Below are 26,252 nucleotides of genomic sequence, written 5' to 3' on the forward strand. Positions count from 1 at the left end.
GGATGAATTTTTCATTGAGCCATGCAAGGATATCAGGCAAGCACAGCCGGGATAACGGCTGGCGGTTCCGCAGACATTCCCGGTTAACGGGATTGCGGGAGGACCCTAAAATATCAATTGCAACAACAGGGCTGCACAATGAAAAAATCCCTTCTGACACTTTTTGCGCTTGCCGCAATGTCGGCTTCCGCGCTCGCCGCGGATATCAAGCCGGCGCTGGTCTATGGCACGGGCGGCAAGTTCGACAAGTCGTTCAACGAGGCCGCTGCGGCCGGCGCTGAAAAGTTCAAGGCGGAAACGGGCATCGAGTTCCGCGATTTTGAACCGACCAGCGACACGCAGGGCGAACAGGCCATCCGCAATTTCGCCAGCAAGGGCTTCAACCCGGTCGTTGCGATTTCCTTCATCTGGGAAGCGCCGATGGCCAAAGTTGCGGCGGAATATCCCGATACCAAATTCGTGATCGTTGATACGGTTGTAGATGCGCCTAACGTGCGTTCTGTTGTTTATAAGGAACATGAGGGCTCTTACCTCGTAGGTCTTTTGGCGGGCATGGCATCCAAGACCGGCAAGGTCGGCTTCGTCGGCGGAATGGATGTTCCCCTGATCCGCAAATTTGCCTGCGGTTATGCGCAGGGCGCCAAAGCCGCCAACGACAAAATCGAAGTCTTCCAAAACATGACGGGAACGACGGGTGCAGCCTGGAACGATCCCGTCCGCGGTGGTGAGCTCACCAAGAACCAGATCGACCAGGGCGCCGACGTGATCTATGCGGCGGCCGGTGCGACCGGTCTCGGCGTTCTGCAGACAGCCGCAGACAATAAGAAGCTTTCGATCGGCGTCGATTCTAACCAGAACCACCTGCATCCCGGCTCGGTTCTGACCTCCATGGTCAAGCGGGTCGATCTCGCAGTTTATAACGCGTTCAAGGATGCTAAAGACGACAAGTTCACAGCTGGTGTCGTGGCGCTCGGCGTGAAGGAAGACGGCGTTGCTTACGCCGTTGATGATAACAACAAAGCCCTGATTACACCGGAAATGACTGCCGCCGTCGATAAGGCGAAGGCCGACATTATATCCGGCGCTGTCAAGGTCCATGACTATATGGCGGACAAGTCCTGCCCGAAATGATATGATACAAACTTGGGGCGCATGATGATTTTCATCTTGCGCCCTTTTCATATCCAGCCTTCGGAGAGGTTTCGGTTTGAGTATGGACCCTGCAATCGAGCTCGTGGGCATCGACAAGAAATTCGGTGCTGTTCACGCCAATAAAAATATCAATCTGACCGTTGCCAAGGGCACGATCCACGGCATCATCGGGGAAAACGGCGCTGGAAAATCGACTTTGATGTCGATCCTCTACGGTTTTTACCAGGCAGATGCCGGTGAAATCCGCGTGAAGGGCACGCCAGTCTCGATCCGCGACAGCCAGACGGCCATCAATGCCGGTATCGGCATGGTGCATCAACACTTTATGCTGGTGGAAAATTTCACCGTGCTGGAAAACGTCATGCTTGGTGCTGAAGGCGGCGCGACGCTGTCGAGTGGCCGGGCTGGCGCCCGCAAGGAACTGAAACGTCTTGAGGACGACTACGGGCTGGAAGTCGATCCCGATGCAGTGATCGAGGAATTGCCGGTCGGTCTGCAGCAGCGCGTCGAAATACTCAAAGCCATGTATCGCGGCGCCGAAATCCTGATCCTCGACGAGCCGACCGGTGTCCTGACCCCGGCTGAGGCCGACCACCTGTTCAAGATTCTCGGCGTCCTGCGCGAGCAGGGCAAGACCATCATCCTTATCACCCACAAGCTGCGTGAAATCATGGCGATCACGGATTCCGTCTCCGTCATGCGCCGCGGCGAAATGGTGGCGACCCGCAAGACATCCGAAACCAGCGTCGAGGAACTGGCCGAACTGATGGTCGGCCGGCGCGTGCTGCTGCGGGTGGAAAAGGGCGAGACAACGCCGGGCGAGGTTCTCCTCTCCATCCGTAATCTCACCGTCAAGGATAGCCGCGGCGTCACCATGGTGGACGATGTTTCGCTCGATGTCCGCGCCGGCGAAATCGTCGGCATTGCCGGCGTGGCGGGCAACGGCCAGTCGGAACTGCTGGAAGCCATCGCCGGCATCCGCAAACCCCATTCCGGCGAAATCTGGGTGGATGGGCAGAAGGTGGACCGCCCCGATCCGGCGATCCTGCGCAAGCTTGGCCTCGCCCACATCCCGGAAGACCGCCACCATATGGGGCTGGTACTGAAATTCGAGGAATATGAAAACTCCATCCTCGGTTATCACCATGACGAGCGTTACGGCCGGGGACCTTTCCTCAACCCGGAGGCCATCCGCAAGGATGCGGTCGAGAAGATCGAGAAATACGATATCCGCCCGCCGAACCCGCAGCTGAAGACCGCCAATTTTTCCGGCGGCAACCAGCAGAAGATCGTCGTCGCTCGCGAAATCGAACGCGACCCGAAGATGCTGATCATCGGTCAGCCCACCCGCGGCGTCGATATCGGTGCGATCGAATTCATCCATCGCCGCATCATCGAAATGCGCGATGCCGGAAAGGCGATTTTGCTGGTTTCGGTCGAACTCGACGAAATCCGTTCCCTTTCGGACAGGATCATGGTCATGTTCGCGGGCCGGGTCGTTGGAGAAAAAACGGCGGAAGCCGAAGAACAGACGCTGGGCCTGATGATGGCCGGCATCGCCGCATGAGGCATGAATGAGCACCGCTTCCACCCCCCTGCCAAACTGGATCAGCTACGGCCTGCTGCCGCTGTTGAATGTCGTCACCGCCTTCCTGATTTCCGGCCTCGTCGTCTGGTCGATTGGGGAAAGCCCGCTGGCGGCACTCCGCCTGCTCATCGAGGGCGCACTCGGCCGAGGTGACGCCATCGGCTTCACGTTGTTTTACACGACGAGCTTCATTTTCACCGGCCTCTCCGTCGCCGTGGCCTTCCATGCCGGCCTCTTTAACATCGGCTCCGAAGGTCAGGCCTATATTGGCGGTCTGGGTGCGGCGCTGGTGGCGCTCGCTCTCGACCGTTACGTGCCCTGGTATGTGACGATGCCCTTTGCCGTCATCGGCGCGGCCTTCTTCGGCGCGGCCTGGGCCTTCATTCCGGCCTGGCTTCAAGCCAAGCGCGGCAGTCACGTCGTCATCACCACCATCATGTTCAACTTCATCGCTGCGGCGTTGATGGTCTATCTCCTGGTGAACGTGTTGATCGTGCCGGGCAAGATGGCGCCGGAAACACGCACCTTCCTTCCGGGCGGGCAATTGCCGAAGCTCGACTGGCTGATGGCGCTGTTCGGTCTGAAGCTCGGGCCGGCGCCGTTCAACGTGTCCTTCCTTATCGCTCTGGTCATGTGTTTTCTCGTCTGGGTGCTGATCTGGCGTACCAAGCTCGGTTATGAGATGCGCACACTGGGCGTCAGCCCATCTGCGGCCATCTATGCCGGCATTCCCTATTCGCGCACCGTCATCATCGCCATGCTCATTTCCGGCGGTCTGGCGGGCATGATGGCGCTGAACCCGGTTATGGGCGCGTCCGCTCGCCTGCAGGTGGAATTTGTCGGTGGTGCAGGTTTCGTAGGCATCGCGGTCTCGCTGATGGGGCGAAGCCATCCGCTAGGGATCATCTTCTCGGCATTGCTGTTCGGCATTCTCTATCAGGGCGGCGCGGATCTTTCCTTCGAGATGCCCAACATTACCCGCGAGATGATCGTGGTCATCCAGGGTCTGGTGATCCTGTTTGCCGGCGCGCTGGAATATATGTACCGGCCCGCGATCGTCCACATCTACCAGCGTCTGGCAAAAGGGTGAGCTGATATGGATTTTTTCGATATGCTGGTCAGCATTCTCGGCTCGACCGTCCGTCTCACCATCCCGCTGCTCTTTACCGCTCTTGCCGGGCTGTTTTCCGAACGCGCCGGCGTGTTCGATATCGGTCTTGAAGGCAAGATGCTGGCGGCGGCCTTTGCTTCCGCCTGCGTCGCTTATCTGACAGCAAACCCGTGGGCCGGTCTTCTGGCCGGCATTGCGGTCTCTATCCTGTTCTCGCTGATCCATGGCTTTGCCGTCATCACCAATCGCGGCAACCAGATCGTGTCCGGCGTGGCGCTCAACTTCATCGCCGCCGGTCTGACAGTGGTGCTGGGGCAGGCCTGGTTCGGGCAGGGCGGCCGCACGCCGCAATTGCCGGGGGAAGGGCGTTTTGCGCCAATCATCCTTCCCGGTGCGGATGCGATGCGCGAGGTGCCTTTCATCGGCCCGCTCTACGCCAATGTCATTTCCGGCAACAATATTCTCACCTATCTCGCCTTCCTCGCGGTGCCGCTCTCCTGGTGGGTGCTGTACCGCACCCGTTTCGGCCTGCGGCTGCGCGCCGTCGGTGAAAATCCGGGCGCCGTCGATACGGCGGGCATTTCGGTAACGTGGATGCGCTATCGCGCCGTCATCGTTGCCGGGTTCCTCTGCGGTTTCTCCGGTGCCTATCTCGCTGTCGCGCAGTCGGCTGCTTTTATCGCCAACATGTCCGCCGGCAAGGGTTATATCGCGCTTGCCGCACTGATTTTCGCGAAATGGAAGCCGGTGCCGGTCATGTTCGCCTGCCTGCTTTTCGGTTTTCTGGATGCCTTCGCCAATTTCATGCAGGGCAAATCCGTGCCTGGCATCGGTGAGGTGCCGGTGCAGATATTCCAGGCCATGCCCTATATCCTGACCTGCATCCTGCTTGCCGGTTTTATCGGCGTTGCCAAGCCCCCCAAGGCCGGTGGCGTTGCCTATGCGAAGGAGCGTTAAACCCATGTCCTCCGACCCGAAATCCCATGCCCTGTTCGAGGCGGCGGTGGAGGCCATGGCCTTTGCCCATGCGCCCTATTCGAAATTTCCGGTCGGCGCGGCGATCCGCGCCGAAGACGGCAAGATCTACAGGGGCGCCAATATCGAGAACCTATCCTTCCCGCAGGGCTGGTGCGCGGAGCCTTCTGCGATCAGCGCCATGATCATGGGCGGGGCAAAGAAGATCAGCGAAATCGCCGTCATCGCGGAAAAGCTGGCTCTCTGCCCTCCCTGCGGCGGCTGCCGCCAGAAGATCGCCGAATTTGCAACGGCGGAGACGAAGATTTATCTCTGTGATGAGACAGGCGTTCAGAAGGTGATGACGATGGAAGAGCTTTTGCCCTTCAGCTTCAACACAGAGCTGCCCTGATGAAGGACGGTCTGATCGATATTCTGGTTGAGCGCCTGAATGGCTTGATGCCGCGCGTTGCCATCGTTCTGGGGTCCGGCCTCGGATCGCTGGTGGAAGAGGTGAGCGATCCGATCCGTGTGCCCTATGCCGATCTTCCCGGTTTTCCCGCAAGCGGCGTTTCCGGCCATGCGGGCGAGCTGGTGGCGGGTTATCTGGGTGGCGAGCCTGTCATGATGCTCTCCGGCCGGGTGCATTATTACGAAAAGGGTGATCCGGCCGCCATGCGCGCGGTCATCGAGGCGCTCGCCGGCCTCGGCGTGCAGTCGCTCATCCTCACCAATTCGGCGGGTTCGGTCAGGCAGGATATGCCGCCCGGCTCCGTCATGCAGATCACCGATCATATCAATTATTCCGGCATGAACCCGCTGATCGGCGAGGAAAGCGACCGTCGTTTCGTCGGCATGACCACGGCTTACGACCCGGACCTGATGCTCGCCATGCGCAATGCCGCGATCCGCGCGACGGTGCCTTTGTTCGGCGGCGTCTATATGTGGTTTTCGGGGCCGAGCTTCGAAACGCCGGCGGAAATCCGCATGGCGCGGGTGCTGGGTGCCGATGCCGTCGGCATGTCCACGGTGCCGGAAGTCATCCTTGCGCGCTTTTTCGGGATGCGTGTTGCCGCCGCTTCGGTTATTACCAATTACGGTGCCGGCATGACCGGCGCGGAACTGAGCCATGAAGAAACCAAGGACATGGCTCCCGTGGGCGGCAAAAGGCTTGCCGCCATCCTAAAGGAAATGATCTCAGGAGGAGCGTGACCATGGAACTCCAGCGTCCGCGCGAAGCGGCTGCCCTCACTCTGTCCTTGCTGGACCTGACCAATCTTAAAGAAGACTGCACGCCGCAGCAGATCGCCGTCCTGTGCCAGCGGGCGCATACGGAGTTTGGCAACACCGCCGCCATCTGCATCTGGCCGCGTTTCGTCGCGCAGGCCCGCGCGGCGTTCGGAAAGGACCACACGATCCGCATCGCCACTGTCGTCAATTTCCCCTCGGGCGATCTCGATGTCGCGACCGTGGTTACGGAAACGGAAACCGCGATCGCAGATGGTGCCGACGAAATCGATCTGGTCATCCCCTATCGCAAATTCATGGCAGGCGATGAGACCGCCGTTTCCGCCATGGTAGCGGCCGTGCGCAAGGTCTGCGTCGCGCCCGTGCTGCTCAAAGTCATTCTCGAAACCGGTGAGCTGAAGGACAAGGCGCTTATCCGCCGTGCCTCCGAAATCGCCATCGCCGAAGGGGCCGATTTTATCAAGACCTCGACCGGCAAGGTCGCCATCAATGCCACGCTGGAAGCGGCCGACATCATGCTGCAGGCGATCCGTGACAGTCGCCAGAAGGTGGGCTTCAAGCCCGCCGGCGGTATCGGCACGGTTGAGGACGCGACACTTTACCTGCGGCTGGCGGAAACCATCATGGCGCCCAACTGGGCCATGCCGTCCACCTTCCGTTTCGGCGCCTCGGGCGTTCTCGATGACGTGCTCAACGTGCTGGCCGGTGGCGAACCGGCCAAGGCTGCCAGCGGGTATTGAGCTTGATCCCGCAGGAGATCATCCGCCGCAAACGCGATGGCCTGTCGCTGGCACCGCAGGAGATTGCCGCTTTCATCGAAGCGCTGTCTAAAGACGGCATATCGGAAGGGCAGGCGGCCGCCTTTGCCATGGCGGTGTTTTTCCGTGGCATGAACCGCGACGAGATGGTGGCGCTGACGCTTGCGATGCGCGACAGCGGCGATGTCCTCTCCTGGCGCGATATTGGCAGGCCGGTGGCGGACAAGCACTCCACCGGTGGCGTCGGTGACAACGTCTCCCTGATGCTGGCTCCCCTCGTTGCCGCCTGCGGTCTTGCCGTGCCGATGATATCAGGCAGGGGTCTTGGCCATACGGGTGGCACGCTCGACAAGCTGGAAGCCATCCCCGGTTATGATGTCATGCCCGATGAGGCCCTGTTTCGCCAGACGGTGCAGGCGGTCGGCTGCGCCATCATCGGCCAGACGGGCGATCTCGCACCCGCCGACAAACGCCTCTACGCTATCAGGGATGTGACCGCGACCGTCGATTCCATTCCGCTGATCACTGCCTCCATCCTCTCGAAAAAGCTTGCAGCCGGGCTGCAGACGCTGGTTCTCGACGTGAAAGTCGGCAACGGTGCCTTCATGCAAAGCCTGGAGGATGCCCGCATTCTCGCCCGCGCGCTGGTCGATGTGGCGAATGGTGCAGGCCTGCCGACAACGGCGCTGATAACCGACATGAACCAGCCGCTTGGCGATGCCGCGGGCAATGCCGTCGAAATCGTCAATTGTCTGGAATTTCTGGCGCGTCGCAAGGCCGGCACCCGTCTGGAAAAAGTGGTTCTGTCCTTCGCGGCGGAAATGCTGGTGCAGGCTCAGAAAGCCGCGACGTTGGAGGAAGGCGAGGCGATGGCGTCGGCGGCTCTTTCCTCCGGTCGTGCCGTGGAGGTCTTCGCGCGAATGGTTTCGGCACTGGGCGGCCCGTCGGACTTTGTCGAGAAGCCATCCCGCTACCTGGCCTCTGCGCCGGTCATCCTCCCGGTTCCCGCTGTCCGAAGCGGCTGGCTCGCATCCTGCGAAACGCGTGATCTCGGCATGGTTGTCGTCGAACTCGGCGGTGGCAGAAGAAGGCCCTTGGACACCATCAATCCGGCAGTCGGTCTTTCGGATATCCTGCCGCTTGGTGCGAGGGTGGAGAAGGGCGAGCCGATTGCCGTTGTTCATGCAGCTTCCAGCGAAGACGCGGAACGTGCGATCAAGAGAATAGAGGACTGTTACGGGATTGCGGACAGCGCCCCGGAAATCGCGACACCCATCCTTGAGCGGATCACCTGACCAGCCGCATTTCGCCGCCTGATACTTTGAAGGACGATAGTTGCTTCAAAAAGCTCATGCCTATCAGCATGTTGCTCAACGCATTGTCCTTCAGCACCATGGCATCGACATTCTGAACCCGGATCGTGCCGATTTCCACCCGGTCGAGTTTCACATGGGCTGCCAGGGTCTGCCCATTGGCTGTCGAGATTGCGTATTTGAAATCGAGGCTATTGACGCCGTAACCCAGCCGGCGCGCAATCGTCTCGTTGATCGCCACCATGGAGGCACCGGTATCGACAAGTCCGTCGAAGGATTTGCCGTTGATGCGGAAGGTGGCATTGAAGTGCCCGCGCGTATCCGCCTTTAGACTGACGCTACCAAGTGAAACCGGCTGCGGTCTGGAAACTTCGGCGGTGGCGCCGGATTTTGCCGCGCCGGTTTCCGGACGCGGCTGAAATTTTTCCATCAACGCCGGAATCTGCGTGGCGCTGACCGAAAGACCGACAAGCAGAAAAATCGCACGCGCCAGCAAGTGATGCTCCTCAGGGGCAAAGGTTATCCCTGCGCAGCATAGGCGCAAAACATGCTGAAATCTTAAAAGAAAAAGCCATCCGCCGCGTTGCGTGCAGCGAATGGCTCAAACGGTTAAGCAATGATGAACGGTGTTATTTGGTGCCGTACATGCGGTCGCCGGCATCGCCGAGGCCGGGAACGATATAGCCTTTTTCGTTCAGGTGCCTGTCGATTGCTGCGGTGTAAATCGGCACATCGGGATGCGCTTCACGGAAATTCTTGATGCCTTCGGGTGCTGCCAGCAGACACAGGAAACGGATGTTCTTCGCGCCGCGCTCTTTGAGCTTTTCCACGGCGGCAATGGAAGAGTTGCCGGTCGCCAGCATGGGATCGACAACGATGACCAGGCGGGCATCGAGGCTTTCGGGAGCCTTGAAGTAATATTCGACGGCCTCAAGCGTATCGTGGTCACGATAGACGCCGACATGTGCCACGCGCGCAGACGGGACCAGTTCGAGCATGCCTTCCAGGAGGCCATTGCCGGCGCGCAGGATGGAGGCAAAAACCAGCTTTTTGCCTTCCAGAACCGGTGCCTGAATGGTCTCGAGCGGCGTGTCGATGGTCTCCATCGTCATTTCAAGATCACGCGTCACTTCATAGCAGAGCAGCGTCGAAATTTCCCTGAGCAGGCGGCGGAAGCCGGCCGTGGAAGTTTCCTTCTTGCGCATGATGGTGAGTTTGTGCCGCACCAGCGGATGTTCGATGACTGTGACGCCGTCCATGAAACTGGCCTTCCTTTTTATCTTATGCCCTGTAATTCACCGAAAGCACGTTTTTCGCAAGCCTTCTTCGCGGTTTTACCCTGCCAACAACCGTCTCAGGCATCACCCAGTCTTGCAAGCAGCCGCTCGCGCGTTACCTCGTCCACGAAGGCGCATTCCAGCGCGGTGCGGGTCATGTGGTTGATCTCTGTATCGCTGAAACCGAAAGCGTCCGCAGCCAGGGCATATTCCCGCGCAAGCGAGGTAAAGAAGAATGGCGGGTCATCGGAACTGATGCAGACGCGCACCCCGGCATCGCTCAGGGCTCTCAGCGGGTGGCTGGCGAAATCGGGATAGACGCTGAGCGCAATATTCGAGCCGGGGCAGACTTCGAGAACCGTTCCCGTCTCGACTAGCCGGGAGATGAGAGCGGCATCTTCGATCGCCCGCACGCCATGGCCGATACGCGACGGTTTGACGAGATCGAGGGCGTCGGCAACGCTTTCCGGGCCGCAAACCTCACCCGCGTGGATCGTCAGCCCCAGTCCCGCATCACGGGCGATATCGAAGGCGCGGGCGTAATCGGCAACCCGGCCCATACGCTCTTCGCCTGCCATGTTGAAGCCGGTCACCAGCGGATGCCGGGCGCGGGCCGCATATTCGGCCGCTGCGATCACCCGCTCGGGGCCGAAATGCCGTTCGCCGGTGACGATGATGCGGGTTTCGATGCCGGTCTTTTCTTTGGCGATACGAATGCCCTCGGCAATGCCGGCGAGATAGGCGTCGGCGCCAAGCCCGATGCGGTCGCCATGATCGGGCGAGATAATCAGCTCGCTATAGATCGTATTGGCCTCGGCCAGTTCGGTCAGATAGGTTTCCGTCAGGATCGCGTAGTCTTCATCGGTCTTGAATACCTGCGCCACGGCATCGTAACACTGGATGAATTGCGCAAAATCCGACCAGACATATTGGCCGTCGCGCAGGAAGCCGCTGGTGTCTATGCCGTATTTCTTGGCCTGTTTGGCAACGAGGGCAGGCGGTGCCGCACCTTCGAGGTGGCAGTGAATCTCCGCTTTCAGCAAATGCGATGTCAAATGAAGCTCCTGCCGTTTGAACCGGCGTCAATTCCAAGATGGTGGGCGATGCTTTCGCCGATATCGGCGTAACTTGAACGAATACCGACATCACGGGAACGGATGCCGGGGCCGAATGCCATGATCGGCACCCTTTCGCGGGTATGGTCCGTGCCGCGCCAAGTGGGATCGCAACCATGGTCGGCCGTGAGAAGCGCTATATCGCCCGGCGCCATCTTGCGGTGGATTTCCGGAATACGCGCATCGAAGGCCTCGAGCGCCGCCGCATAACCGGCAACGTCGCGGCGATGGCCGTAAAGCATGTCGAAATCGACGAAATTGGCGAAGACGAGATCGCCGTTTTCGGCCTCATCGATGGCCTGCAGCGTCGCATCCATCAAGGCCGCGTTGCCATTTGCCTTGATGACGCGCGAGACGCCCTGATGGGCATAGATGTCGCCGATCTTGCCGATCGCATGCACCTTGCGCCCCGCCTCCACCAGCCGGTCGAGCAGGGTGGGCTCGGGCGGCAGGACGGAGAAGTCGCGGCGGTTGCCGGTGCGTTCGAAGGTCGCGACTGTCTCGCCGATGAAGGGGCGGGCGATGACGCGGCCTATATTCAGCGGGTCGAGCAGTTTGCGCACCGTCTCGCAGAGCGCGATAAGCCGATCCAGACCAAAGTGGGTTTCATGCGCGGCAATCTGGAACACGGAATCGGAAGAGGTGTAGCAGATCGGCTTGCCGCTCCTGATATGTTCGTCACCGAGCGCAGCGATGATCTCCGTACCGGAAGCATGGCAATTGCCGAGGATTCCGGGAATATCGGCTTGCCTGCAGATCGCCTCAACCAGATCAGACGAAAAGGCGTCGCCCTCCTTCGGGAAATATCCCCAGTCGAAAGTTACAGGTGTGCCGGCGATCTCCCAATGGCCTGAAGGCGTGTCCTTGCCCTTGGAGATTTCGCTTGCGGAGCCGTGCAGACCGAAAATCCGCTCCGGCGGCTCCATGCCGGCGGGAATGTCGCCGCTTGCCTGCCTTGCGATCTCCATGAGGCCGAGCGAACACATGTTCGGCAGCTTCAGCGGACCGGCCCGAAGCCCGGCTCTATCCGCCGCACCTGCCGCGCAGAATTCCGCAATATGACCGAGCGTATTGGCACCCAGATCGCCATAACGCTCCGCATCAGGCGCACCGCCGACACCGAAGGAATCCAGAACGAGAAGAAATGCTCTTGCCATAACTCACCGAAACAAAATTGCGCCGACGGGCAATGTCAGGCCGAACTGTCGTTATAGATCAGCAAAACGTGAAGAAGGAAGTGCTTTTATGAACCATCCGGTAAAACCGGCCGTTCACTCTGCATCCCGTTCCGATTTCGGCGCATTGAGATTGCGCAGGACATACCAGCCGGCCGCAACCACCATGACCGCCAGAATATACCATGTCACGGCGTAGGAGAGGTGGTTGTTGGGGAAGGTGAGCATGGTTTTGCCGCCCACCGGCAGTCCGCCCGGATTTGGCGTTGCATCGGCATCGACATAAAAGGGCGCGACGTCTGAAAGTCCGGAAGCCTGAGTGATCTCAGGAATATTACGGGAATACCAGCGGCCACTTGCCGGATCGTTGGTTCTAAGGAAAAGCCCGCCGGTTTCCGGCGCGCGCATCAGCCCTACGATCTCGACCTTTCCGTTCGGCTCGCCTTCCCGGCGCGAGGACGGGTCGCGGCGGTCGGAGGGCACGAATCCGCGATTGATAATGATGTTTGAGCCATCGTCGCGCCGCAGCGGGGTCATGACCCAGTAACCGGGCCCGAGATCGGTGACAGTGTAGACCTGAACTTCCCTGTCGTTGAGCAGGGTGCCGGCCAGTTTTACACGACGATATTCGTAGTCCGGGGGATTGCCGAGGGCCGGCCATTCGCTGGCGGCAGGGGCATCGACAGGCTCGGCATGGGCGCGGGCCTCGACACGCTCGATCAGGTCGAGTTTCCAGAAAAGGCGCTGAACCTGCCATGTTCCAAGCGCTAGCAGGCAGCCCGTCAGGACAATGGTTAAAAACAGGACGACGATAGCCGCAGGGCGGATGCGCCGGTTTTGGGGTGCGATTTCGCTCATCTCATGGTCCTTGCAAAGCGCCTCTGGCAGCAGGATCATCTGCTCCGGCGGACCTCGTTGCACCCGCATGCGCTTTCTCCAGCAAATAACCCCATAAATCGCGCCAGGATTCATGGGGTTATGTGTTGGCGCGGAAGGCGGCCCGCCGAAAGCCCGGCAGGCCGCTGATTTATGGCTGCTCAGGGCAGGTTCTTCACATCCTCGATGTGCAGCGGCATCATATTCTTGTTCATGTTATACATGACCCAGAGCGAGCCGGAGAGCGTGATCAAGAGCACCACGACGGTGAAGATCAGCGCCATGAAGGTCCAGCCGCCTTCGGACTTGGTGTCCATGTGCAGGAAGTAGATCATGTGCACGAAAATCTGGATGACGCCGAGGCCCATGATTGCGATGACGAGCAGGGTCTTGTTTTCAAGAACGTCACCCATGACCAGCCAGAAGGGGATCGCCGTCAGAATGACCGACAGGATGAAGCCGATCATGTAGCTCTTGAACGTGCCGTGGCTGGCGCCATCATGGTGATGATGGTCGTCGCCATGCGCGTCGTGATGTGCGTGTGCTTCGGAACTCATCAAAGAACTCCCATGAGGTAAACGAAGGAGAAGACGCCGATCCAAATGACGTCAAGGAAGTGCCAGAACATCGAAAGGCACATCAGACGACGCTTGTTGGCGGCGATCAGGCCATGTTTTGCCACCTGAACCATCAGCGTGACGAGCCAGATGGTGCCGAAGGTGACGTGCAGACCGTGCGTGCCGACCAGAGCGAAGAAGGACGACAGGAAGGCCGAACGTTGCGGGCCGGCGCCCTCTTCGATCAGGTGGTGGAACTCGTAAAGTTCGACGGCAAGGAAGGCGAGGCCGAAAAGGCCGGTGACGCCGAGCCAGACCAGCGTCGACTTCACCTTCTGCTTTTCCATTTCCAGCATGGCGAAGCCATAGGTGATGGAGGAAAAAAGCAGGAAGCCGGTGTTGATGGCCACGAGCTTGAGATCGAACAGATCCGCGCCGGAAGGCCCGGCCGCATAGCTGCGGCCGAGAACGGCATAGGTGGCGAAGAGCACGGCAAAGATCAGGCAGTCGCTCATCAGATAGAGCCAGAAGCCGATCGAAGTGCCGTTTTCCGGGTGGTGGTCTTCCTTCAGGTAAAAGACCGGTGGTTCTGCGCCGTCGACGCTTTGTGCAGGTGTATGAGCCATGTTCCGTTACGCCTGTTTCGCGAGCAGCTTCGTACGCTCCGCCTCGACGGTCGAAACGTCGGACGCGGGAATGTAGTAATCGCGATTGTAGTTGAAGGTGTGGGCGATGGAGACCGCGATGACGCCGATGAAGGACAGCGCGGCGAGCCACCAGATGTGCCACACCAGGGCGAAGCCGAGCACCACGCTGATGGCGCTGATGATGACGCCTGCACCGGTATTCTTCGGCATGTGGATCGGAATGAAGCCTTCCAGCGGACGGCTGTAACCACGCTTCTTCATGTCATGCCAGGCATCCACGTCATGAATGACCGGCGTGAAGGCGAAGTTGTACTGCGGCGGCGGCGACGAGGTCGACCATTCCAGCGTGCGGCCGTTAAAGGGATCGCCGGTCACGTCGCGCAGCTGGTCGCGCTTCAGGTAGCTGACGATGAGCTGGATGATGAAGGCGGCGATGCCGAGCGCGATCAGGAAGGCGCCGAAGGCGGCGATCACGAACCAGATCTGCAGCGAATTGTCCTCGAACTGGCTGACGCGACGGGTAATCCCCATCAGGCCGAGCACGTAAAGCGGCATGAAGGCGAAATAGAAGCCGATGAACCAGAACCAGAAGGACAGCTTGCCCCAGAACGGATCCAGGCGGTAACCGAACGCCTTCGGGAACCAGTAGACGATACCCGCAAGTACACCGAACACCACGCCGCCGATGATGACGTTGTGGAAGTGGGCGATGAGGAACAGCGAGTTGTGGAGTACGAAGTCCGCCGGCGGAACGGCGAGAAGAACGCCGGTCATGCCGCCGATGACGAAGGTGATCATGAAACCGATCGTCCAAAGCATCGGAACGTCGAACTTGATGCGGCCCTTGTACATGGTGAAGAGCCAGTTGAAGATCTTCGCACCCGTCGGGATCGAGATGATCATCGTAGTGATGCCGAAGAAGGCATTGACGTTGGCGCCCGAACCCATGGTGAAGAAGTGGTGCAGCCAGACGAGGTAGGAGAGGATGGTGATGACGGCGGTGGCGTAAACCATCGACGCGTAACCGAAGAGACGCTTGCCCGAGAAGGTGGCGACGATTTCGGAGAAGATACCGAAAGCCGGCAGCACCAGAATATAAACTTCAGGGTGGCCCCAGATCCAGATGAGGTTGACATACATCATTGGATTGCCGCCGAGGTCGTTGGTGAAGAAATTCGTACCAGCGTAGCGGTCAAGGGTCAGAAGTGCGAGCGTCGCAGTCAGGATCGGGAAGGATGCGACGATCAGGATGTTCGAACACAGCGACGTCCAGACGAAGATCGGCATGCGCATCATGGTCATGCCAGGGGCGCGCATCTTGATGATGGTCACGATCAGGTTGATGCCCGATAGCGTCGTTCCCACACCGGCGATCTGCAGACCCCAGATGTAATAATCCACCCCGACCCCCGGGCTGCCATCGATGCCGGACAGCGGCGGATAGGCGAGCCAGCCGGTCTGCGCATATTCACCGATGAACAGCGAGATCATGGTGATGACGGCGCCGGCCGTGGTCATCCAGAAGGAGAAGTTGTTGAGGAAGGGGAAAGAAACGTCGCGGGCGCCGATCTGCAGCGGCACGACGAAGTTCATGAGGCCGGTGATCATCGGCATGGCCATGAAGAAGATCATGATGACGCCATGGGCCGTAAAAATCTGGTCGTAGTGATGCGGCGGAAGATAACCTTCCGATCCGCCCGACGCGATCGCCTGCTGGACGCGCATCATGATGGCGTCGGCGAAGCCGCGCAGCAGCATGACCAGCGCCAGGATGATGTACATGATACCGATCTTCTTGTGATCGATACTCGTGAGCCATTCCTTCCAGAGATATCCCCAAAGGCGGAAATAGGTAAGGGCGCCGACGACGGCGATGCCGCCCAGAGCCACGGCCGCGAAGGTGGCGACAAGAATGGGCTCGTGAAGCGGGATGGACTCCCATGTCAGCTTCCCGAACAGGAACGACGTTTGATCGGAATTGACGATCATTTTCAGCCTCTTGCGATTCTAAGACGTAAGATCGGCGCAGCCATTGGCCGCGCCGCAGAATGCCGGGACGTCACCGTCAGCCAGCGACTTGTTTCGTTTCCGGCAGCGCTGCGGGTTCAAAAGTCTGACCTTTGATCGCAGCCGGAGTGGATTGGGGTCCGCTGGCGACGCCGTAAGGCGAAAGCGGGGTACAGACGACGGAGTTCAGCGCCTTGGCGATGTCGATGCCTTCCTTGCCGCCGCCGCCATTGGCGTCGATATGCATCATGTCGCGCATGCAGAGCTTGTTGGGCTCCACGCAGCGGTTGAGGATGGCGCTGTACAACTCCGGATCGACCGAAGCGAAATATTGCACCGGCTCACGCTCGGAAGGCTTGGCGAATTCCAGATATTCCTGCCGGCCGAAGCCCTTGCCGCCTTCTTTCACCTTGGCCACCCATTGCTCGAAGCCCTGCTGGCTGAGGCCATGGAACTTGAAGCGCATGTGCGAGAAACCGGGGCCGGAGAAGTTGGCCGAGATGCCGTCATAGACACCTTCCTTGTTGATGACCGCGTGCAGCTTGGTCTGCATGCCGCCCATGGCGTAGATCTGGCCGGCAAGTGCAGGAACGAAGAAGGAGTTCATCGCGGTCGTGCCGGTGATCTTGAAATTGATCGGAACATCGACCGGCGCGGCGAATTCGTTGACGCTACCGATGCCGAGTTCGGGATAGAAGAACAGCCACTTCCAGTCCATGGCCACCACTTCCACCGTGATTGGCTTGATATCGGCGGTAACCTGACGGTTCTCGTCGATCCGTTCCAGCGGGCGGTAGGGGTCGAGACGGTGGGTGGAGATCCATGTCACCGTGCCGAGCATCAGGATGATGGCGACGGGAGCCGACCAGATCACCATTTCAAGGCGTGTTGAGTGATGCCACTCTGGATCGTAATCTTCGGCCTTGGCCGACTCGCGGTACTTCCACGCGAAAAACAGCGTCAGGACGATGACCGGGACGATGATCAGCAGCATCAGGACCGTGGACGTGATGATAAGATCGCGCTGCTGGATGGCCACGTCGCCCGAAGGGTTCATGACGACCAGATTGCAGCCGCTGAGCAACAGCAGGGCCGGGATTGCCAGAAGGGCGGATGGGAGTTTTTTGATCATGCGCACGTTCTTTGAACTCGTAGAGTTTGGATTAGGCCGCGAATAATTGCCGAAGGTCATTTTTGAAATGAGGTATATTGTCGCGGTGCAGCGAAGCCTTCGCGATGCACCATATTCCGGGCAGTACTGCGTTTAGAGGCGAGCGGCTGCATTATCGCATGGTCGGCCGGCTGGGCAACCCTTTATTGTCAAACTTCAATTGACGTTACGTAGGGTGCGTGTGACAATCCGTCGCATCGTAACGCAACGGAAGAGGAGCCCGCGCGTTACAGGCAATGGTTCGTCCATGACGCAGGAGGGATATTATGAGTTATACCAATGCTGCTCCATCCTTTGGGCAGGCACCGGAGGCAAATGGGGCTGGTCCCGCGAGCGTCGATCCGGATCGCATCACGATTGCGGTCATTCTTGCGAGGATGACTGAATTCTTTGACTTTTTCATCTATGCCATCGCCTCTGCGCTCGTTTTCCCACACGTCTTCTTTTCCTTTGTCGATCCGCTGACCGCCACGCTTTATTCCTTCGCGGTATTCTCGCTTGCCTTTATCGCAAGGCCGATCGGCTCGCTGATCTTCCTCCAGATCGACCGGAAATTCGGCCGGGCCGTCAAGCTGATGGCGGCGCTCTTCACGCTCTGTGGTTCCACTATGGCGATCAGCTTCCTCCCGTCTTACGAGGAAGCCGGCATGCTTGCGCCCTGTCTTCTGGCCGCGTTCCGTATCGGCCAGGGCCTCGGTCTTGGCGGCGCCTGGGATGGTCTCGTCTCGCTGCTCGCCATGAATGCACCGCAGAAGCAGCGCGGCTGGTACGCCATGATGCCGCAGATCGGTGCGGCCATGGGATTCGGTCTCGCAAGCGCTTTCTTCATCGTGTTCGTCACGCAGCTTTCCAATGCCGAGTTCCTGGCCTGGGGCTGGCGTTTCCCGTTCTTTGTCGCGCTGGCGCTCAATGTTCTCGCACTTTTTGCCCGTCTGCGCATGATCGTAACGCCGGAATTCCAGGCCATGCTGGAACAGCATGAGCTGGAGCCGCGCCCGATGTTCAGGATGTTGCGCTCGCAGTTTCCGGTTGTCGTCACCGGCGCTTTCGTTCCGCTGGCAAGTTTTGCGCTCTTTCACCTCGTCACGGTTTTCCCGCTGAGCTGGGTCTCCCTCAATACCAGCCAGCGTGTTTCGGACTTTCTGTTCGTGCAATTCGTCAGCGCCATCATCTGCGGCGGCATGATCGTGGTATCCGGCATTCTGGCCGACAGGATCGGTCGTCGGAAGCTTCTGGCCATCGCCGCAGCTCTCATTGGTCTCTTCAGCCTCGTGGCACCCGTGCTGCTAAATTCCGGCGATATCGGCCGTTATCTCTTCGTCCTGATTGGCTTTTCATTGTTGGGTCTCTCCTTCGGCCAGGCGGGCGGTGCGCTCGCCTCCCGTTTCAGCCGTGAATATCGTTATACCGGCGCGTCGCTAACCTCGGATATTTCCTGGTTGATCGGCGCCGGTTTCGCGCCCCTCGTCGCACTCGGATTTTCGTCCAAATTCGGACTGTTCGCGGTCGGAATTTACCTGATGTCGGGTGCGGTTTGTACGCTGGTTGCCCTCTGGTTCAGCCGAACGCTGGAAATGCCTTCGGAGTGATCCAGGCAATTTAACAATCCCTGCAGCCATCGCGCCGCGGAATCCTGTCGGATTTCGCGGCGTTTTTGTTTTTTTATTGCGCGACCGAGCTTTTAATCTTGACTCGTCGCATCATGAAATATTATGTAAGCAATGCTGACGTAATTCAGTGTGTCTCATTGCCGGAAATGCCGGTCACCAGGGAACGCGATGCGAACGACGACGATCATTATTTGCGAGAAAGCGGCCATTGCCGCCACGCCGTTTGACGGCCGCAAAACGACCGTTCGCGCCATTAAACGCCGATAAGCAGAAATAAAGAGGAGCAGCCAGGTCGCCTGCGGCTCCGCCCGCAGAGTGCCGGCTGACGCGCCGGGTTTTCGGGGAAAGAGGGCGATACCGCGCGAAATGCGCAACGAGAGGAGAGTGCCTTGAGTGTGACGGAGCAAAAATTCGGCCTTTACGATGCGGCTTTTGAAAAAAGCAGCTGTGGCGTCGGTTTCATCACCCGCAAGGACGGCGTGCAGACGCATGATGTGCTGAAGCGCGGCCACGAGGCGCTCTGTGCCGTGCCGCATCGCGGCGGCATGTCGGCGGAAGGTGTTGGCGATGGCGCCGGCGTGTCGCTCGACCTGTCGCTCGCCTTTTTTAGGGAGCTGACGGGAAGTGAAGCGTTGCAGGCCGGCCGCTTCGGCGTAGGCAATTTTTTTCTGCCGCGGAACCCTGCTTTTCATGACGAAGCGGTCAGCATCATCGGCAGCGCGTTAGAGGAACAGGGCTTTTCGGTCCTGCTCGTCCGCGATGTCCCGGTGAATGAGGCGGCCATCCGTCCCGCCGCCATCCCTTACCAGTTACCTATCCGCCAATGGGTCTTTTCGGCTCCGGTGGAATGCGCAACCCTTGCCGAATTCGACTGGCGTATTCACAAGGCGCTGCTTGCCATCGAGGCGCTGGCCTATACCGTGCCGGAACTCGCCGGGTTTTATCCGCTGTCGCTCAGCGCGCGTACGCAGGTGCTCAAGGGGCGTCTGAACTCTCAGGAGGTCATGCCCTATTTCTGCGACCTGACCGATCCGCGCCATGAAGTGCATACGATGTATTTTCACACGCGGTTTTCCACCAATACCGATCCGCATCCCTCCATGGCGCAGCCCTTCCGTCTGATGGCGCATAATGGCGAGCTCAACACCGACAAAAAGAACCGGCTGTCCGAAGCGGCCGTGGCGCTGGCCAAGAATGCCAGCATCGTCAGGCCCAAGGGCCAGTCGGACAGCTGCCGGCTGGACCAGACATTGCAGGCGCGGGTGATGGAGGATGGTCTCGACCTCGTCACCGCCGTGGTCTCTATGATGCCGCCTGCCTGGGAAAACGACGACACCCTGTCGCCGGGCGTGAAGGCGATGCTGGAATATTTCTCGCTATATGAGGAAAAGAATGACGGCCCGGCCGCGCTGATCTTCGGCGATGGCGCCATCATCGGCGCGCGTCTCGATCGCCTTGGCCTGCGCCCGCTGCGCACGGTCGAGACGGAGGAGTACCTCTGTGTCATGTCGGAGGCGGGGCAGATCGCCTTTCCGGCCGAAAGCGTCATCCGTCGCGGCCGCATCGAGGCGGGCGGCATGCTCTATTACGATCACGCTGACCGTCGCGCATTTTCCACGGTCGAGGCGCTGGAGCTTCTGGCCTCGCGGCGGGACTATCCCTCACTCCTGTCTGAAGCGCGGGTCATGCTTGCCGACTTGCCGGAAGTGCTTGCCGAAAAACAGGGTTCGCCGCTTCGCTATAATGGCGATCTGGAACGGCACCAGCGTTATGTCGCCTATTCGCACAATCAGGAAAGCTTCAAGTTTCTGATGGACCCGATGCTGGCTTCCGGCGCGGAAAAGATCTCCGCGATGGGTTATGGCAATGCCATCAACGCGCTATCCGATCAGGAAGGCGGGGTCGCCAAATATTTCTCGCAACGTTTCGCCCAGGTCACCAACCCGCCGCTCGACAGTATTCGCGAGGCTGACGGCATGACGCTACGCGTGGCTCTCGGCGCAAAGCCGAACAGCGGTGCGAAGAAGGCCCGCCAGATCGTCGTGCGTTCCCCGATCCTGACCCACCTCGACATGCTGCGTATTCGCGAGCAGCCCGAAACGCCCGTTCGCCGTTTCGAAATGCTTTATGCACCGGTCGTCGATGCTGCGGACGCCAATGAAGCGGCCCTCCGGCAGGCGATCGATGGCCTCTGCGATGAGGTCGTGGCTTTTGCGGCGGAGGAAGGCGGCATTGCCGTCATCACCGACCGGCACGTTTCGGCGGGCCGCGCCGCTCTGCCGATGATTATGGTCGTTTCCGCCATCAATCAGCGGCTGATCGAGGAAGGCCTGCGGCTTCGTATTTCCCTGATCGTCGAAAGCGGGCAATTTTCCTCCTCGCATCACATCGCAGCCGGCCTGGGTTTTGGCGCTTCGGCCGTCTATCCGCTCGGCGTGCAGTTCCGTGCCGAAGAGAAGTTTGGCGCCGATGCCGACAAGGCCTTCAAGCGCTTCGCCAAGGCGGCCGAGAAGTCGCTGATGAAGACCATGGGCAAGGTCGGACTCTGCACGGCGGAAAGCTATATCGGCGGTGAGTTCTTCGAGCCGAACTTCCTCGATACCAACGATCCGGTGCTGAAGCGTTATTTCCCGAATGTGAAGACCCCGGTCGGTGGCGTCACCTTCGCCGTCATCGCGCAGGCTGTCGCCGACTGGCACCGCAAAGCGCTGTCGGTGAAGGGTGAAAACGACATTCCGCTGCTCGGTCTCTTCAAGGAACGCGCCGAAGGTGCGGGCCACTCCTATGGCACGACGGCCGTGCGCGGTTTTGTTGATATGACGGAGGAGAAGATCGGTTTCGACAAGGGAACCGAAAACGAGGAGGCGCTGCGCCTTCTGCCGCTCAACCGGCTGGAGGATGCCTTCGGTCTCAACGATGCGGCCTATTATCACAACAGTTTCGACCGGCTGACCCCGGAAGCGATCGACGCATTCGAGGTAACGCCCGGTTATCGCTCCTTTGCCCGCATGATGGCGGAAGAAAGAGCGCGCCGCCCGGCCGCCCTGCGCGATGTTCTCGACCTGCCGGCCGACGTGACCTTCGCCGGTTCGGCGGAAGAGTTCCGCCGGGAAATGGGCCGTTTTTCCAGACAGGGCAATAACAGCTTCATGGTGCGTGGATTGCGCTGCGAAGAGGCTGGAGACGGTGCGTTCCGGCTGCAATTGACCGGGCTGCACGGCCATGAACTTGCCCGCCTTTCCGCACTCGGCCAGTCGTTGCTTGACCGCTTCGGTGACGATATCGCCGGCCATTGGCTGGAAGGCGGCGCGCTCATGGTTCAGGCGAAGGGAGAGGCATCCGCCTATCTGTCGCTTATCCGCACCGCACCGGAGAGTATTCCGCTTGAGACAGTGCAAAAGGCGAGCGAGATCACCAAGACGCTGGCATCGGGCGCCATGAGCCACGGCGCGCTGGTTGCCGCTGCCCATGAGGCGGTGGCGCATGGCACCAACATGGTCGGTGGCATGTCGAATTCGGGCGAGGGCGGCGAACATATCTCCCGTTACGGCACCATCCGCGCCTCGCGCATCAAGCAGTTTGCCTCTGGTCGTTTCGGCGTCTGGGCTGGATATCTTGCCGATCCAATGCTGGAAGAGATCGAGATCAAGATCGGCCAGGGCGCAAAGCCGGGCGAAGGCGGGCAGCTGCCGTCCCCCAAGGTGACGGTGGAGATCGCTGCGGCACGCGGTGGCACGCCGGGCGTCGAGCTGGTCTCGCCACCACCGCATCACGATACCTATTCGATCGAGGATCTGGCCCAGCTCATCCACGATGCCAAGGCGGCGCGCGTGCGGGTCATCGTCAAGCTCGTCTCGTCGGAAGGCATTGGCACCATCGCCGTCGGCGTCGCCAAGGCGGGTGCGGATGTCATCAATGTCGCCGGCAATACCGGCGGCACGGGTGCTGCCGCCGTCACCAGCCTCAAATATACCGGCCGCGCCGCTGAAATCGGCATCGCCGAGGTGCATCAGGCGCTCTGCGCCACGGGCCTGCGTGCCAAGGTGCTGTTGCGCTGCTCCGGCGCGCACCAGACCGCAAGCGACGTGGTGAAGTCGGCGTTGCTCGGCGGCGACAGTTTCGAGTTCGGCACGACCGCGCTGATGATGCTGAAATGCGTCATGGCGAAGAACTGCAACATCAAGTGCCCGGCCGGTCTCACCACCAATCAGGAAGCCTTCAACGGCGATCCGCGGGCGCTGGCGCAATATCTCATGAACATCGCCCATGAAACGCGCGAGATTTTGGCAGGGCTTGGAATTGCCTCGCTGCGGGAAGCCCGTGGTCGTTCCGATCTTCTTCACCTCCTCGATCATCCGGCAAGCGTCGGCCAGCTTGACCTCCGGGCAATGCTTGCCGTGGTCGAGGAGGTGAAGATCGACAGCCCCGTCTATATGGAAAAAGACTTCGCACTCGACGATGCCTTCATCGAACTCGTGCGTTCGGCTCTGGTCGACAGCAGGCGCGAAAACATCGAACTTGGCGGGAACCGTTTCCTCAACAATTGCAATAAGAGCGTCGGCGGCCAGCTTGCCGTCGATATCGAACGCATGCTGAACCACGAACTTTCCGAAGAGCAGCTGGATTCGCTTCCGGCCGTCAAGCGGGATAGTCGTGGCCGCCATTTCCTGGAACCGGGGTCAGTGCGCATCGATACCTCAGGTTCGGCCGGTCAGTCCTTCGGCGCTTTCTGCAATGACGGCATGGTCATGGTCCATACCGGCACCTGCAATGACGGCGTCGGTAAGAGCGCCTGCGGCGGCACCATCGTCGTGCGCTCGCCCGGCGGCGGATCGGAAGAGGCTGGCGGCAATGTGCTGGTCGGCAATTTCGCGCTGTTCGGCGCCACTGGCGGCCGGACCTTCGTGGAAGGGCAGGCGGGCGACAGGTTCGCCGTGCGCAACTCCGGCGCAACCGCCGTTGTGGAAGGCGTTGGCGATTTCGCCTGCGAATACATGACCAACGGCGCCGTTCTCAACCTCGGCAGTTTCGGCAAGGGGTTTGGTAATGGCATGAGCGGCGGCTTTGTTTATCAATATGATCCCTATGGCGATCTGCCGAAGAAGGTCAGCCACGATTCGATCCTGCTCGGTTCGATCACCGGCGAGGATGAACAGGCCGCGATCCACAATCAGGCCGTCCACCAGCTTCTGACCCTGCATGTCGCGGAAACCGGCTCTGCCAAGGCGGCATGGCTTCTGGAAAACTGGGAAAGCGAGCAGCATAATTTCGTCTACGGCATGCCGCGCGCCCTGCTGCTCTATCAGGACAGCGATGAAATTCTGAAAGCCAAGCCCCGCAAGGAGTTGCTGGAGGAACTGGCCTCTGCGCTTGCCGCCCACCAGCTGCGCAAGTTCAAGCTCGCCTATCGTGACCGCAAGGCCGTGCTGAACGGAACGGTGCCGGGTTATGGCGAGACGGACACGGAGGAGATGTATGCGCTCATCAACAACTATGCCGTCTTGAGCATGGCGCAGGCCATCGCGTTGCAGCGGGTGCCGATGGCATCCGGTCCTTCCGATCCCGCCATCGAAAAAGCCGTGCGCAATCTCATCCTCACGGAAGATTATGCGCTGATGCAGCGTCTGCTGAAATATGCACGCGAGGCGCTTTCCGATCACAGCGACGAGCAACTTGCGGTGATGATCGCCGCCAAGCGGCTCGATGACTACAAGCAGGCGCTGGCACGCCGGAACATCTGGTCGGTAGATAGTCCCGGCACCTATGGCTGGATCATTCAGCAGAGTTGTAAAAACATCGAGAAGATCGGCCGTCTGCCGGGTTTCGAAGAGCTTTTTGCCGCTCGCGCCATTCCGGACCTCGCCACCGCATCCAGTCAAAACAGGGCAGCATGATGAAGATACCTTACATTCCACAGGATGCACCCTTCAACGGCGACCAGCGCGCATGGCTCGCCGGCTTTCTGGCCGGACTACACTCCCGCACTGCTATCGGTCTGGAGACATCGGTGGCAGCTGCTGCGCCCAAAGCGGCGGCCAGCGTGCTGAACATCCTTGTCGGCACCCAGACAGGCAATGCCGAAGCGCTTGCGATGGATATCGCCGCTGCGGCGCGCACTCAGGGCATGCAGCCGGTGGTAACGGCTCTGGATGATGTCTCCATGGACAGCCTCGGCTCCATGAAACGGGTCATCGTCGTCACTTCGACCTATGGCGAAGGTGAAATGCCTGACAATGCCCAGCTGTTCTGGGAGGCGCTTGCCGCTGATGGCGCGCCGCGGCTGGACGAGATGAATTTCGCCGTACTTGCCTTGGGCGATACAGGTTATGACGGGTTCTGCCAGGCGGGCAAGCTCATCGATACGCGGTTCGAGCAACTCGGCGGCAAGCGCATGAAGACGCGTATCGACTGCGATATCGATTTTGAAGATGCGGCCGCCGCATGGATCGGTGAGACCCTGCCGCTTGCGCTAGCTGTCGATGGCGGCAAAGAAGCGGCTGTCACCATGCCAGACATCGCCGGGCAGCCGGCGCGGGCAAAGTCGGGCTGGAACCGCAAGAACCCCTATTCGGCAAAGGTGAGCGTTAATCGCCGCCTGTCCGGTCCCGGCTCGTCCAAGGAAATCCGTCACTACGAATTCGATCTCGGCGAAAGCGGGCTCGATTATGAGGCGGGTGACGCACTTGGTGTTGTTCCCCTTAACGATCCGAAACTGGCCGGCGCGCTGCTCGACCATTTCGGAGCGAGCGCAGACAGCCAAATCGCCGGGTTGGACCGGTCGGTTGGCGATGCGCTTCTCAACATGTACGAGATTTCAACGCCCTCACGCGAACTGGTGGCTGAGATCGGCAAACGCGCGGGTCATGACGAACTCGGCCACATCCTTGCGAATGGTGATCGGGAACAGCTAGCCGCCTTCCTCTGGAGCAAGGATATTCTCGATCTGCTCAATCTTGGCGGAAAGCCACTCTTCGAACTTGCCGAATTCGTGACCTTCCTGAAACCCTTGCAGCACCGCGCCTATTCCATCTCCTCCAGCCCTCTGGTTGCGAAAGACAGCGTGCATCTGACGATCGCCAGCGTGCGATATCGCGCCGACGGCCGGGAGCGTGGTGGCGTTTGCTCCACCTATCTCGCGGACCGGGTGGAGGCAGGGCAGAATGCCGGCATTTTCGTCTCGCCCAACAAGGCATTCCGCGTCCCGCAGGACGATAATGCGCCTGTTATCATGGTGGGACCGGGCACGGGCATCGCGCCCTTCCGGGCCTTTTTGCAGGAACGGCTGGCACGGGGCGCCAAGGGCAGGAACTGGCTGTTTTTCGGCGACCAGCACCGGCAATCGGACTTCATCTACGAAGACGAACTTGGCGACATGAGCCACGATGGCGTGCTGACGCGTCTCGACCTCGCCTTTTCACGGGATCAGGTGGAGAAAATCTATGTCCAGACCCGCATGCGGCAGAACGGCAAGGCACTGTATCAATGGCTTGAGGAGGGCGGTTATTTCTACGTCTGCGGCGATGCGACCCGCATGGCAAAGGATGTCGATGACGCCCTGCACGGCATTATCAGCGATGAGGCCGGCATCTCCGCCGAGGCGGCTAGCGACTATGTAAACCGGCTGAAGCGCGAAAAACGCTATCTGCGCGACGTCTATTAGGCCCGGCCGATAAGGGGCCGTCTGAGTACCGAT

Annotated in this window: 20 protein-coding genes; 11 read left to right on the forward strand and 9 right to left on the reverse strand. The window is 59.9% G+C overall.

Translation table 11 applies throughout. The features are described from left to right. The first annotated feature begins 138 nt into the window (after nt 1-138). From CFBP5499_RS14030 to deoA, 8 genes are all read left to right on the forward strand, one after another. Nucleotides 139-1,131, forward strand: coding sequence for a BMP family lipoprotein (locus CFBP5499_RS14030; RefSeq protein ID WP_065654768.1), 993 nt, complete (start codon nt 139-141; stop codon nt 1,129-1,131). Between the two features lie 82 nt (nt 1,132-1,213). Next, complete coding sequence (locus CFBP5499_RS14035) at nt 1,214-2,719, forward strand: ABC transporter ATP-binding protein (RefSeq protein WP_080826901.1); 1,506 nt, start codon at nt 1,214-1,216, stop codon at nt 2,717-2,719. 7 nt (nt 2,720-2,726) lie between these two features. Next, nucleotides 2,727-3,830, forward strand: coding sequence for an ABC transporter permease (locus tag CFBP5499_RS14040; protein WP_080826900.1), 1,104 nt, complete (start codon nt 2,727-2,729; stop codon nt 3,828-3,830). Between the two features lie 6 nt (nt 3,831-3,836). Continuing rightward, complete coding sequence (locus CFBP5499_RS14045) at nt 3,837-4,808, forward strand: ABC transporter permease (RefSeq protein ID WP_003514401.1); 972 nt, start codon at nt 3,837-3,839, stop codon at nt 4,806-4,808. Nucleotides 4,809-4,812: 4 nt separating this feature from the next. Further along, nucleotides 4,813-5,217 carry a cytidine deaminase gene (locus CFBP5499_RS14050; protein ID WP_080826899.1) on the forward strand — a complete coding sequence of 135 codons (405 nt, stop codon included), beginning with the start codon at nt 4,813-4,815 and terminating at the stop codon, nt 5,215-5,217. After that, a complete protein-coding gene (locus CFBP5499_RS14055) occupies nt 5,217-6,017 on the forward strand; it encodes a purine-nucleoside phosphorylase (protein ID WP_080826898.1) in 801 nt (266 codons plus the stop codon). Before CFBP5499_RS14050 ends, CFBP5499_RS14055 begins: the two co-directional genes overlap by 1 nt. A 2-nt stretch (nt 6,018-6,019) precedes the next feature. Further along, the gene (gene deoC, locus CFBP5499_RS14060; RefSeq protein ID WP_080826897.1) at nt 6,020-6,793 is read left to right on the forward strand and encodes a deoxyribose-phosphate aldolase; all 774 of its coding nucleotides are present in this window, start codon (nt 6,020-6,022) and stop codon (nt 6,791-6,793) included. Next, entirely contained in the window at nt 6,790-8,106 is a 1,317-nt protein-coding gene (deoA, locus tag CFBP5499_RS14065; protein ID WP_080826896.1) for a thymidine phosphorylase, read from the forward strand. Before deoC ends, deoA begins: the two co-directional genes overlap by 4 nt. On the opposite strand, the gene CFBP5499_RS14070 is transcribed toward deoA, so the two are convergent. The 9 genes from CFBP5499_RS14070 to cyoA all read right to left on the reverse strand — a co-directional run bounded on the left by CFBP5499_RS14070 (nt 8,099) and on the right by cyoA (nt 16,910). Beyond that, complete coding sequence (locus CFBP5499_RS14070) at nt 8,099-8,620, reverse strand: TIGR02281 family clan AA aspartic protease (RefSeq protein ID WP_080826895.1); 522 nt, start codon at nt 8,618-8,620, stop codon at nt 8,099-8,101. The genes deoA and CFBP5499_RS14070 overlap by 8 nt on opposite strands. 133 nt (nt 8,621-8,753) lie before the next feature. Next, entirely contained in the window at nt 8,754-9,383 is a 630-nt protein-coding gene (gene upp, locus CFBP5499_RS14075) for a uracil phosphoribosyltransferase (protein ID WP_004439188.1), read from the reverse strand. Nucleotides 9,384-9,478: 95 nt separating this feature from the next. After that, nucleotides 9,479-10,456 carry an adenosine deaminase gene (locus CFBP5499_RS14080; RefSeq protein ID WP_080826894.1) on the reverse strand — a complete coding sequence of 326 codons (978 nt, stop codon included), beginning with the start codon at nt 10,454-10,456 and terminating at the stop codon, nt 9,479-9,481. After that, nucleotides 10,453-11,673, reverse strand: a complete 1,221-nt coding sequence (locus CFBP5499_RS14085) for a phosphopentomutase (protein ID WP_080826893.1) — start codon at nt 11,671-11,673, stop codon at nt 10,453-10,455. Before CFBP5499_RS14085 ends, CFBP5499_RS14080 begins: the two co-directional genes overlap by 4 nt. Nucleotides 11,674-11,787: 114 nt before the next feature. Beyond that, on the reverse strand, nt 11,788-12,549 hold the full coding sequence (locus CFBP5499_RS14090) for an SURF1 family protein (protein WP_175416790.1): 762 nt from the start codon (nt 12,547-12,549) through the stop codon (nt 11,788-11,790). Nucleotides 12,550-12,728: 179 nt separating this feature from the next. Next, the gene (gene cyoD / locus CFBP5499_RS14095; protein WP_004439196.1) at nt 12,729-13,124 is read right to left on the reverse strand and encodes a cytochrome o ubiquinol oxidase subunit IV; all 396 of its coding nucleotides are present in this window, start codon (nt 13,122-13,124) and stop codon (nt 12,729-12,731) included. Then, nucleotides 13,124-13,750, reverse strand: coding sequence for a cytochrome o ubiquinol oxidase subunit III (gene cyoC / locus CFBP5499_RS14100; RefSeq protein ID WP_080826891.1), 627 nt, complete (start codon nt 13,748-13,750; stop codon nt 13,124-13,126). Before cyoC ends, cyoD begins: the two co-directional genes overlap by 1 nt. Before the next feature lie 6 nt (nt 13,751-13,756). Further along, entirely contained in the window at nt 13,757-15,760 is a 2,004-nt protein-coding gene (gene cyoB / locus CFBP5499_RS14105; protein ID WP_080826890.1) for a cytochrome o ubiquinol oxidase subunit I, read from the reverse strand. 76 nt (nt 15,761-15,836) lie between these two features. Continuing rightward, on the reverse strand, nt 15,837-16,910 hold the full coding sequence (gene cyoA, locus CFBP5499_RS14110) for a ubiquinol oxidase subunit II (protein ID WP_080826889.1): 1,074 nt from the start codon (nt 16,908-16,910) through the stop codon (nt 15,837-15,839). 305 nt (nt 16,911-17,215) lie between these two features. On the opposite strand from cyoA, the gene CFBP5499_RS14115 reads away from it, so the two are divergent. From CFBP5499_RS14115 to CFBP5499_RS14125, 3 genes are all read left to right on the forward strand, one after another. After that, nucleotides 17,216-18,538: an MFS transporter gene (locus CFBP5499_RS14115; protein WP_080826888.1), complete on the forward strand. Its 1,323-nt coding sequence runs from the start codon at nt 17,216-17,218 to the stop codon at nt 18,536-18,538. 410 nt (nt 18,539-18,948) lie between these two features. Next, nucleotides 18,949-24,453, forward strand: coding sequence for a glutamate synthase-related protein (locus tag CFBP5499_RS14120; protein WP_080826887.1), 5,505 nt, complete (start codon nt 18,949-18,951; stop codon nt 24,451-24,453). Beyond that, nucleotides 24,450-26,219 carry a sulfite reductase subunit alpha gene (locus CFBP5499_RS14125; RefSeq protein ID WP_080826886.1) on the forward strand — a complete coding sequence of 590 codons (1,770 nt, stop codon included), beginning with the start codon at nt 24,450-24,452 and terminating at the stop codon, nt 26,217-26,219. The genes CFBP5499_RS14120 and CFBP5499_RS14125 overlap by 4 nt, the downstream gene beginning before the upstream one ends. Nucleotides 26,220-26,252 lie beyond the last annotated feature (33 nt).

Origin of the sequence: Agrobacterium tumefaciens (assembly GCF_005221325.1) — a bacterium.
Taxonomy (GTDB): Bacteria; Pseudomonadota; Alphaproteobacteria; order Rhizobiales; family Rhizobiaceae; genus Agrobacterium.

What these genes read in the sequence shown, in the direction of transcription:
- CFBP5499_RS14115 (WP_080826888.1), top strand. Translation starts at nt 17,216, where the DNA reads ATGAGTTATACCAATGCTGCTCCATCCTTTGGGCAGGCACCGGAGGCA.
- CFBP5499_RS14045 (WP_003514401.1), top strand. Translation starts at nt 3,837, where the DNA reads ATGGATTTTTTCGATATGCTGGTCAGCATTCTCGGCTCGACCGTCCGT.
- upp (WP_004439188.1), bottom strand. Translation starts at nt 9,383, where the DNA reads ATGGACGGCGTCACAGTCATCGAACATCCGCTGGTGCGGCACAAACTC.
- cyoC (WP_080826891.1), bottom strand. Translation starts at nt 13,750, where the DNA reads ATGGCTCATACACCTGCACAAAGCGTCGACGGCGCAGAACCACCGGTC.
- cyoD (WP_004439196.1), bottom strand. Translation starts at nt 13,124, where the DNA reads ATGAGTTCCGAAGCACACGCACATCACGACGCGCATGGCGACGACCAT.
- CFBP5499_RS14055 (WP_080826898.1), top strand. Translation starts at nt 5,217, where the DNA reads ATGAAGGACGGTCTGATCGATATTCTGGTTGAGCGCCTGAATGGCTTG.
- CFBP5499_RS14040 (WP_080826900.1), top strand. Translation starts at nt 2,727, where the DNA reads ATGAGCACCGCTTCCACCCCCCTGCCAAACTGGATCAGCTACGGCCTG.
- CFBP5499_RS14085 (WP_080826893.1), bottom strand. Translation starts at nt 11,673, where the DNA reads ATGGCAAGAGCATTTCTTCTCGTTCTGGATTCCTTCGGTGTCGGCGGT.
- CFBP5499_RS14125 (WP_080826886.1), top strand. Translation starts at nt 24,450, where the DNA reads ATGATGAAGATACCTTACATTCCACAGGATGCACCCTTCAACGGCGAC.
- CFBP5499_RS14090 (WP_175416790.1), bottom strand. Translation starts at nt 12,549, where the DNA reads ATGAGCGAAATCGCACCCCAAAACCGGCGCATCCGCCCTGCGGCTATC.
- cyoB (WP_080826890.1), bottom strand. Translation starts at nt 15,760, where the DNA reads ATGATCGTCAATTCCGATCAAACGTCGTTCCTGTTCGGGAAGCTGACA.
- CFBP5499_RS14030 (WP_065654768.1), top strand. Translation starts at nt 139, where the DNA reads ATGAAAAAATCCCTTCTGACACTTTTTGCGCTTGCCGCAATGTCGGCT.
- CFBP5499_RS14050 (WP_080826899.1), top strand. Translation starts at nt 4,813, where the DNA reads ATGTCCTCCGACCCGAAATCCCATGCCCTGTTCGAGGCGGCGGTGGAG.
- cyoA (WP_080826889.1), bottom strand. Translation starts at nt 16,910, where the DNA reads ATGATCAAAAAACTCCCATCCGCCCTTCTGGCAATCCCGGCCCTGCTG.
- deoC (WP_080826897.1), top strand. Translation starts at nt 6,020, where the DNA reads ATGGAACTCCAGCGTCCGCGCGAAGCGGCTGCCCTCACTCTGTCCTTG.
- CFBP5499_RS14035 (WP_080826901.1), top strand. Translation starts at nt 1,214, where the DNA reads ATGGACCCTGCAATCGAGCTCGTGGGCATCGACAAGAAATTCGGTGCT.